This window comes from Clostridium sp., from assembly GCF_030532265.1.
Classification (GTDB): Bacteria; Bacillota; Clostridia; order Clostridiales; family Clostridiaceae; genus Clostridium.
Map to the genome: position 1 here is coordinate 1 of NZ_JAUNLM010000066.1, position 9,197 is coordinate 9,197.

Below are 9,197 nucleotides of genomic sequence, written 5' to 3' on the forward strand. Positions count from 1 at the left end.
TAGCGCCAATGGTACTGCATGGGTGACCGTGTGGGAGAGTAGGACGTTGCCAGGTGTGAACGAAAAGAGATAGTTTTAACTATCTCTTTTTTTAATGTGTATAGATAGTTTACAAAAAATTTATATGAAAAGAGGCGTTTCTTTAATAATGAAAAAACCAAAGTTTTTTTCCATTCTAAAGCACAGAAAAAAAGAATTATCCAAGGAGCAAATATTTAAGGATGTAATATCGGGTGTAATAGTTGCTATAATAGCACTTCCATTGTCAATTGCTCTTGGAATATCATCAGGTGTAACTCCAGAAAAGGGTCTTATAACAGCTATAGTAGCGGGGTTATTTATATCATTATTTGGTGGAAGTAGAGTTCAAATTGGTGGACCAACAGGTGCATTCGTTGTTATTGTATATGGAATTATAGAAAATTATGGACTTGAAGGATTAATTATGTCAACATTAATGGCTGGTGTAATATTAATATTATTTGGGATTTTAAGATTGGGAAATTTAATAAAGTTTATTCCAAAGAGTATAACTTTAGGGTTTACCTTAGGAATTGCAGTAACATTACTATCAACTCAAATAAAAGATTTATTTGGGTTAAACATTGAAAAAGTACCATCAGAATTTATTCCTAAATGGGAAGCATATATATCACATTTTAATGAAACTCATTTTATAACTTTAATAATAGGTATATTATGTATAGGAATAATAATACTTTTTCCTAAGATTAATAAAACAATTCCAGGTTCACTTATTGCTTTAGTAATATCTACGTTAATAGTAGCTGGATTAAGTTTAAATGTTGAAACTATAGGAAGTGCTTTTGGTTCAATATCATCATCTATTCCTAAACCACATCTTCCTGTATTGACTATAGATAAAATTAAAGTTTTAATTATGCCATCACTTACAATAGCATTCTTAGCTGCAATTGAATCTTTATTATCAGCTGTAGTTGCAGATGGAATGATAGATAAAAAACATAATTCTAATACAGAATTAATAGGACAAGGATTAGCAAATATAGCATCATCATTATTTGGTGGAATACCGGCAACAGGTGCTATTGCAAGAACAGCAGCTAATATTAAAAATGGTGGAAGAACTCCAATAGCTGGAATAGTTCATGCTATAGTTTTATTATTAATAATGATAATATTTATGCCTTTTATAAAATATGTTCCTTTAGTTGCGTTAGCTGCTATACTTGCAGTTGTATCATATAACATGAGTGAATGGAGAGAGTGTATAAAAGTTATAGAAAAAAATAAACTTGATGCACTTGAATTATTAATTACTTTTATATTAACAGTAACTTGTGATTTAGTTGTAGCTATATTAGTTGCAATGATAGTTCATTTAATAAGAATGAAATTAATTGATAGAAATAATAATATTAATAAAGATATAGAAATAGCTTGTTAATTTGTATTAAAAATAGCAAAAAGATTTAATCTTTTTGCTATTTTTTTAGTTTATATAGTTTAAAAATAAATTAATTGGTAATAATTTGAATTAGATTATAATGAGAGGAGGACATATATGACTTATAGAAAATTAAATACAAAATGTAAAAATATAATTAAAGCGAAGAAAAAGGGATTTACATTAATAGAGTTAGTCGGTGTTATTGCTATAATGGGAATACTTGTAATAATATTTAGTAAAAATATTACTGGATATATAGATGAGGCTAAAAAGACTAAAGTAATAGAGCAGTCAAGAAGAGTAGTAATGGCAGTTGACACATATGAAATGAGAAAAGGTGGAGATTTATCTAATAGTACAATTTCACAAATAAAGAGTAATAATAGTGTAAATTCATATATTGGTGATGATTTAGCTAATTTATCAGATTCGATGAGTGTAGCTAATTGTAGAGATATAGTTAATGGAATTAAAGATTTTTCTATAGATGAGAATGGAATATTTAATAGTTTTATAGATAATGAGTAATTAGATTGATATAAGATAGAGAATTAAAATATATAATTTTAACTTAATAAAAGTTTAAAGGCAGTAATATAATGTATATTACGCCTTTTATTTATAATATTAAATATCTTCTCTAGTAAGTTTTATTATTACATCTGCATGTTCTGGATATTTATTTAATAAGTCTTCTCTTTTGAATAATTCAAAATCGCTAAATTCAAAGCCGGGAGACACCATACATCCAACTAATGCAAATCCATCATTATTCATTGAAGAACCAAATATATATCCTTTTGGTACTAAAACTTGAGGATATTCTCCATTTTCAATGTTTTTACCAAGTTGTTTTGTTGTTAATTTACCGTCAGGGCTTATCATATATATAGTTAATGCTTCACCATCGTGATAATACCACATTTCATCTGATTTTAATCTATGAAAATTAGAAACTTCTCCAGTTTTTAATAAAAAGTATATACTACTCCATAGTTTTTTATTATCTTTTACTATTGTATTTGATAAGAATGATTCTTTAAAATATCCACCTTCTACATGAGGAATCATATCCAGATTTTTTATATAGTATTCTGCTGATTTCATAATAGTCCTCCTAATTTTATATTTGTTTTATATTATACTAAAGTTTTTTCAATTATAAAAATTTAATAAAAAAACTTCTATAAGTTATTTTTTTTTGAGTTTATTAATATTTATAAAGATAGTAAGGGTTTGAATAATCATATTTTATATCATTATTCATATAGATAATTACATTAGAAGTATATAAAGATAAACAAATATGTTTATATTTTTAAATAAGGGGGAGAAGAAAGTGAAGGTTTTATTAGTTGGATCTGAAGCAAATCCATTTATAAAGACAGGGGGATTAGGAGATGTTTTAGGGTCATTATCTAAGGCGTTAAATAGAATAGATGTTGATGCAAGAGTTGTAATACCAAAATATAAATCAATAAATAGTAAGTTTGAAAAAAATCTAAAATTTTTAAAATCTTTTAATGTTAAGGTTGGTTGGAGAAATCAGTATTGTGGAGTTTTTGAAGGAATTTGTGATGGAGTGAAGTATTATTTATTAGATAATGAATATTATTTTTCTAGAGATAAAGTATATGGATATTTTGACGATGGTGAAAGATTTGCTTTTTTTAATAGAGCAGTACTAAAACTTTTAAAGGAAATAGGTTTTAAGCCTGACGTAATTAATTGTAATGATTGGCATACTGGAATGATTCCAGTTCTTCTTAAATTAGAATATAGAAAAGATTATTTTTATAAAAATATAAAATCAGTATTTTCAATTCATAATCTTAAATTTCAAGGAGTTTTTCCTAAGGAAATTTTGCCTGAACTTTTTGGTTATGATTTAGAAGCTTATTATAATGGAAGTTTAGCTTTTGATAATGGGGTAAGCTTTATGAAAGGTGGAATTATTTATTCAGATAAAGTAACTACTGTAAGTTATTCATATGTAAATGAGATAAAAACAGAAGAATACGGGGAGAGATTAGATGCTGTTTTAAGAGATAGGGATTGTGTGTTAAGTGGAATTTTAAATGGAATAGATTATGATGAGTTTAACCCAGAAGATGATAAATATATTTATGATAATTTTAATAAATATGATTTATATGGTAAGAAGAGAAATAAGGAGAAGTTACAAAGCGAGTTAGGTTTATCTATAAATAGTGATGCAGCTATGATAGGTATAGTATCTAGATTAACTAATCAAAAAGGTTTAGATTTAATTATTGATATAGCAGATAGGTTATTACAACATAATATCCAATTAATAATATTAGGAACTGGTGATTTAAGTTATGAAAATCACTTTATAGGATTAGCATCTAGATATAGAGATAAAGTATCAACTAATATTAAGTTTGATAATGAATTAGCGCATAAAATATATGCAGCATCTGATATGTTCTTAATGCCATCTTTATTTGAACCTTGTGGATTAGGACAATTAATAGCACTTAGATATGGGACTGTTCCAGTTGTTAGAGAAACAGGTGGACTTAAAGATACAATTAAACCTTATAATAAATATACTGGAATAGGAAATGGATTTAGTTTTAGAAATTATAATGCAAATGAATTATTAGGAATAATAGAATATGCTTTAGATTTATATAAAAATAAAAATACTTGGAATTCAATTGTTATTCAAGCATTAGATTCTGATAATAGCTTGAATAAGTCTGCAAATGAATACAAGAAAATGTATAGTGATTTAATTACCTTTAAATTATAACAAAATTCAAGGAGGTGTATTATGCTGACTATAGATAAAAATACTTTTAAGAAAGAGTATAAAAAGAAATATTTAGAGATACATGGAGAGGAGCTTTCAGAAGGAAGTGATTATAAAAAATATGAAGCTTTAGGTAGTTTAGTTAGAGATTATATTTCAGAAACATGGATGAAAACTAATAAAAGATATAATATAACTAAGGAAAAACAAGTATATTATTTTTCAATGGAATTTCTTTTGGGTAGACTCTTAGGAGATGCCCTTCTTAATTTAGGGATTAGAGATATATGTAAGGAAGCTTTAAAGGATTTAAATATAGATTTGGAAAAATTGGAAAACTTAGAACAAGATCAAGGTTTAGGTAATGGTGGACTTGGAAGACTTGCTGCTTGCTTTTTAGATTCTATGGCTTCTGTAAATATAGCTGGTCATGGATGTGGTATAAGATATAAATATGGATTTTTTGAACAAAAAATAATTGATGGAGTTCAAGTTGAGGTTTCAGATAATTGGCTTAGAGAGGGGAATGTTTGGGAGAAAAGAAGGCTTGATAAAAAAGAAATAGTTAAGTTTGGTGGCAATATAATAAGTGAAAAAATAAATGGAAAATTGAAATTTACCCATGTAAATTATGAGCCTGTTCTTGCTGTACCTTATGATACTCCTGTTGTAGGATATATGAATAATACAGTTAATACACTAAGACTTTGGAGTGCTGAGACTGTAAATAATGAATTTGATTTTTCATCCTTTAGTAGAGGAGATTTTTTAAAGGCTCTAGAATATAAAAATTCAGTTGAAGCAATATCTCAAGTTTTATATCCTGATGATTCGCAATATAAAGGTAAAATACTTAGATTAAAGCAGCAGTATTTTTTTGTTTCTGCTGGAGTACAAGGAATTATAAGGCATTATAAAAAGCATAATGGTGATTTAAGAAATTTACATGAAAAAATAGCTATGCATATAAATGATACTCACCCTACGCTTGTAATACCTGAACTTATGAGAATATTAATAGATGAAGAAGGATTTGCTTGGGAAGAGGCATGGAGAATAACAACTAATACAGTATCCTATACAAATCATACTATACTTGCAGAAGCTTTAGAAAAGTGGCCAATTGAAATGTTTAAGTCATTACTTCCAAGAATATATATGATAATTGAAGAAATTAATGAGAGATTTTGTCAGGAACTTTGGAATTCATATATAGGTCAGTGGGATAAAATATCAAGAATGGCCATAATAGCTGATGGGCAAGTGAGAATGGCTAACTTAGCAATAGTAGGTAGTCATAGTGTAAATGGAGTAGCAAAACTTCATACGGAAATTCTTAAAAAGAAAGAAATGAGTGATTTTTACTATTATTATCCTAATAAGTTTAATAATAAAACAAATGGAATAACTCATAGAAGATGGTTGTTAAAAATAAATCCTAAGTTAACTAATTTATTAATTGATACAATAGGGGATAGTTTTATAAGACATCCTATAGATTTGATAGAGTTTGAAAAAAAAGCTTATGATAAAAATATTCAAATTGAGCTTCATAATATAAAAAAATATAATAAAGAATTATTAGCAGATACAATATATAAGAGAAAAGGAATAAAGGTAGATACGAATTCTATTTTTGATGTTCAAATTAAAAGAATACATGCATATAAAAGACAAACTTTAAATTGTTTAAGAATAATGGATCTTTACAATAGACTTTTAGAAAATCCGAATTTAGATATAGTACCAAGAACATTTATATTTGGAGGAAAAGCTGCACCAGCTTATCATTTAGCAAAAAAGACAATTGAACTTATTAATAAGATAGCAGAAAAGATAAACAATGATTCTAGAGTAAATGATAAAATAAAAGTTATATTCTTAGAAAACTATAATGTTTCTTTAGCAGAGGAAATTATAAGAGCAACAGATTTAAGTGAGCAAATTTCTACAACTACTAAAGAGGCATCTGGAACGTCAAATATGAAGTTTATGATGAATGGTGCTGTAACAATAGCAACATTAGATGGAGCTAATATAGAAATCAAAGATGAAGTTGGAGAAGATAATATAGTAATATTTGGATTAAATTCAGAAGAAGTTCTTAATTATTATAAAAATGGAGGATATTCATCTTTTGATATATATAAAAATAATTCTAGAGTTAAATCAGTAATAAATGATTTAATAAATGGAAAATATCATTTTGATAGAGAGAGATTTAGAGAAATATATGATAGTTTAATACCATATAATGATGAGTTTTTTGTATTAAAAGATTTTGATTCATATATTGAAGCTCAACAAAAGGTTGATAAGCTATATAGAGATACTAATGTATGGCAAAAAATTTGTGGAGTTAATATAGCTCATTCAGGAATTTTTTCATCTGATAGAACAATTTCTCAATATGTTAATGGTATTTGGGGATCTGAGTTAGTATATAAAAATTTATAATTATAAATAACCTAAAGATTTTTTCTTTAGGTTATTTTTTATATAAGATTTAATCAATAAATAGTATAAAATATAAAATTACATCATATGTTTATATAAGCACTTTTAAGAATTGACAGATTAAAAATAAAAAATGCTTTTATTTTGAAAAACATATGAAGGGGGAAAAATAATTTTATGGGAAAAAAAGAGATAGTAGCAATGATATTAGCTGGTGGACAAGGTTCGCGACTTGGAGTATTAACTAAGAATTTAGCAAAGCCAGCAGTACCTTTTGGAGGTAAATATAGAATAATAGATTTTCCGCTAAGTAATTGTTCCAATTCAGGTATATATACCGTTGGAGTATTAACACAATATAAACCTTTAGAACTTAATTCACATATTGGAATAGGGGACCCTTGGGATCTTGATAGAAGGGATGGAGGGGTAAGTATACTTCCACCTTATCAAGAAGAAGAAGGAGGAATGTGGTATAAAGGGACTGCAAATGCTATATATCAAAATATAGAATATGTAGATAGTTATGATCCAGAATATTTATTAGTTTTATCAGGTGATCACATATACAAGATGCAATATGATGATATGCTTGAATTCCATAAAGAAAAAGAAGCAGATGCGACCATTGCAGTTATTGATGTCCCTATAGATGAAGCAAGTAGATTTGGAATAATGAACACAAATGACGATTTAAGTATATATGAGTTTGAAGAAAAGCCTAAAAATCCTAAAAGTACAAAAGCTTCTATGGGAATATATATATTTAATTGGAAAACATTAAAAAAGCACCTTATTAAAGATGAGTTAGATTTAAATTCAAGTAATGACTTTGGAAAGAATATAATTCCTAATATGTTAAGTGAAGGGTGTAAATTAGTTGCATATCCTTTTAACGGATATTGGAAGGATGTAGGTACTATAAAAAGTTTGTGGGAAGCAAATATGGATTTACTGAAAATAGAAAACGGGTTAAATTTATTTGATGAAGATTGGAAGATATATTCAGTAAGTCCATCAAGTCCGGCTCAATATATAGGAGAAGATGCAACGGTAAAAAATTCTGTTATAGTAGAAGGCTGTGTAATACATGGAACTGTTGAAAATTCCGTATTATTTCAAGGTGTTTATGTTGGTAAAAATACAGTAGTTAAAAATTCGGTAATTATGCCTAACTCAGTTATTGATGATTTTTCAATTGTAAATAAAGCTATAATTGGAAGCGATGCGATAATTAACAAAGAAGTAGTAGTTGGTAATGGTAAAAATATATCAGTTGTAGCATCAAAAGAAGAGGTTGGATACAGGATTAGGTACAAAGAAAGAAAAACTGTATAAATTAAGTGGTGGGGGGAGCTAAAAAATGAATAACTGTTTAGGAATAATAAATTTAGATGAAAATGAAAGTAGAATGGGTGAATTAGTAAGAAATAGACCTTTAGGTTCAGTTCCGATAGCTGCTAGATATAGAATAATAGATTTTATACTTTCAAATATGACAAACTCAGGAATAGAGTGTATAGGAATATTTACTAAAAATAAATCTAGATCACTAATGGATCACTTAACAAATGGAAGACCATGGGATCTTCACAGAAAAAGAGATGGGTTAAAAGTATTTAATTTTGGAGATTATTCTCCTTCGTATGATGATATTCATAATTTCAATGACAATATAGAGTTTGTAAGGTATAGTAAGAAAAAATATGTTTTAATTGCACCTTCATATATGATTTGCAATATAGATTTTAAAGGATTAATAGATAAACATAAAAATGAAAATAATGATGTCACAATAGTATATAAAAATGTAAATAATGCAAGAGAAAAATTTATAAATTGTGATGTTCTTAATATAGATGATAATAATAGAATTATAAGTGTTGGTGAAAATATAGGAAAGGAAAAAAATGCATCAATTAGTACAGAAATGTATTTTATGAAAACAGATTTATTTATAGATATAATAAATGAATCTGTAAAAAGTGGTATGTATAAAAAAATAAAACATTTTATACACTCTAACTTAGATAAATTAAATGTTAAAGCATATAAATTTAATGGATATTTAAGTTGTATAAATTCATTAAAATCCTATTATGATGCTAATATGGATTTTTTAAATTCAGAAGTAAATAAAGAAATGTTTTTTAGCGGTAGACCAATATACACAAAAACAAAAGATGAAGGGCCTACACAGTATACTAATGATAGTGTGGTTAAAAATTCTTTAATAGCAAATGGTTGTTATATAGATGGAAAGATTGAAAATAGTATAATATCAAGAAGAGTATATATAGGTCCAAATGTAAAAATAAAAGATTCCATTATACTCCAAGGAACAATAATAAATAATGGATGTGAACTTGAAAATGTAATAGCTGATAAAAAAATAATTGTAGAGCAAGATGAAAAATATATAGGTTCAAAAAAATGGCCAATAGTAATGAATAAGAGAAAAAGTTAAAATTTAATTTTACGCTTAATATAGTAACTAAATAATATTTAGTTACTATATTAAGCTTTTTT

6 protein-coding genes and 1 pseudogene are annotated in these 9,197 nt (G+C 26.6%); 6 read left to right on the forward strand and 1 reads right to left on the reverse strand.

Annotated elements, in window-relative coordinates:
* Window positions 1-148: 148 nt before the first annotated feature.
* Together Q4E08_RS10690 and Q4E08_RS10695 are read left to right on the forward strand one after the other, a co-directional pair.
* A pseudogene (locus Q4E08_RS10690) lies at window positions 149-1,408 on the forward strand (SulP family inorganic anion transporter); the annotation flags it as partial.
* A gap of 138 nt (window positions 1,409-1,546) precedes the next feature.
* The gene (locus Q4E08_RS10695; RefSeq protein WP_303130842.1) at window positions 1,547-1,960 is read left to right on the forward strand and encodes a type II secretion system protein; all 414 of its coding nucleotides are present in this window, start codon (window positions 1,547-1,549) and stop codon (window positions 1,958-1,960) included.
* Window positions 1,961-2,059: 99 nt separating this feature from the next.
* Here Q4E08_RS10695 and Q4E08_RS10700 read toward each other — a convergent pair whose 3' ends face one another.
* A complete protein-coding gene (locus Q4E08_RS10700; protein ID WP_368410198.1) occupies window positions 2,060-2,539 on the reverse strand; it encodes a cupin domain-containing protein in 480 nt (159 codons plus the stop codon).
* A gap of 232 nt (window positions 2,540-2,771) precedes the next feature.
* Here Q4E08_RS10700 and glgA point away from each other — a divergent pair, with 232 nt between their 5' ends.
* The 4 genes from glgA to glgD all read left to right on the forward strand — a co-directional run bounded on the left by glgA (window position 2,772) and on the right by glgD (window position 9,135).
* On the forward strand, window positions 2,772-4,211 hold the full coding sequence (glgA, locus tag Q4E08_RS10705) for a glycogen synthase GlgA (protein ID WP_303130845.1): 1,440 nt from the start codon (window positions 2,772-2,774) through the stop codon (window positions 4,209-4,211).
* 21 nt (window positions 4,212-4,232) lie between these two features.
* Window positions 4,233-6,668 carry a glycogen/starch/alpha-glucan phosphorylase gene (locus Q4E08_RS10710; protein ID WP_303130847.1) on the forward strand — a complete coding sequence of 812 codons (2,436 nt, stop codon included), beginning with the start codon at window positions 4,233-4,235 and terminating at the stop codon, window positions 6,666-6,668.
* Between the two features lie 177 nt (window positions 6,669-6,845).
* Complete coding sequence (locus tag Q4E08_RS10715; RefSeq protein ID WP_303130848.1) at window positions 6,846-8,006, forward strand: glucose-1-phosphate adenylyltransferase; 1,161 nt, start codon at window positions 6,846-6,848, stop codon at window positions 8,004-8,006.
* Window positions 8,007-8,031: 25 nt separating this feature from the next.
* Complete coding sequence (glgD, locus tag Q4E08_RS10720; RefSeq protein ID WP_303130850.1) at window positions 8,032-9,135, forward strand: glucose-1-phosphate adenylyltransferase subunit GlgD; 1,104 nt, start codon at window positions 8,032-8,034, stop codon at window positions 9,133-9,135.
* The last annotated feature ends 62 nt before the right edge of the window (window positions 9,136-9,197 follow it).

Coding starts and splice junctions, on each gene's coding strand:
- Q4E08_RS10695 (WP_303130842.1), top strand. CDS start 1,547: ATGACTTATAGAAAATTAAATACAAAATGTAAAAATATAATTAAAGCG.
- Q4E08_RS10700 (WP_368410198.1), bottom strand. CDS start 2,539: ATGAAATCAGCAGAATACTATATAAAAAATCTGGATATGATTCCTCAT.
- Q4E08_RS10710 (WP_303130847.1), top strand. CDS start 4,233: ATGCTGACTATAGATAAAAATACTTTTAAGAAAGAGTATAAAAAGAAA.
- Q4E08_RS10715 (WP_303130848.1), top strand. CDS start 6,846: ATGGGAAAAAAAGAGATAGTAGCAATGATATTAGCTGGTGGACAAGGT.
- glgD (WP_303130850.1), top strand. CDS start 8,032: ATGAATAACTGTTTAGGAATAATAAATTTAGATGAAAATGAAAGTAGA.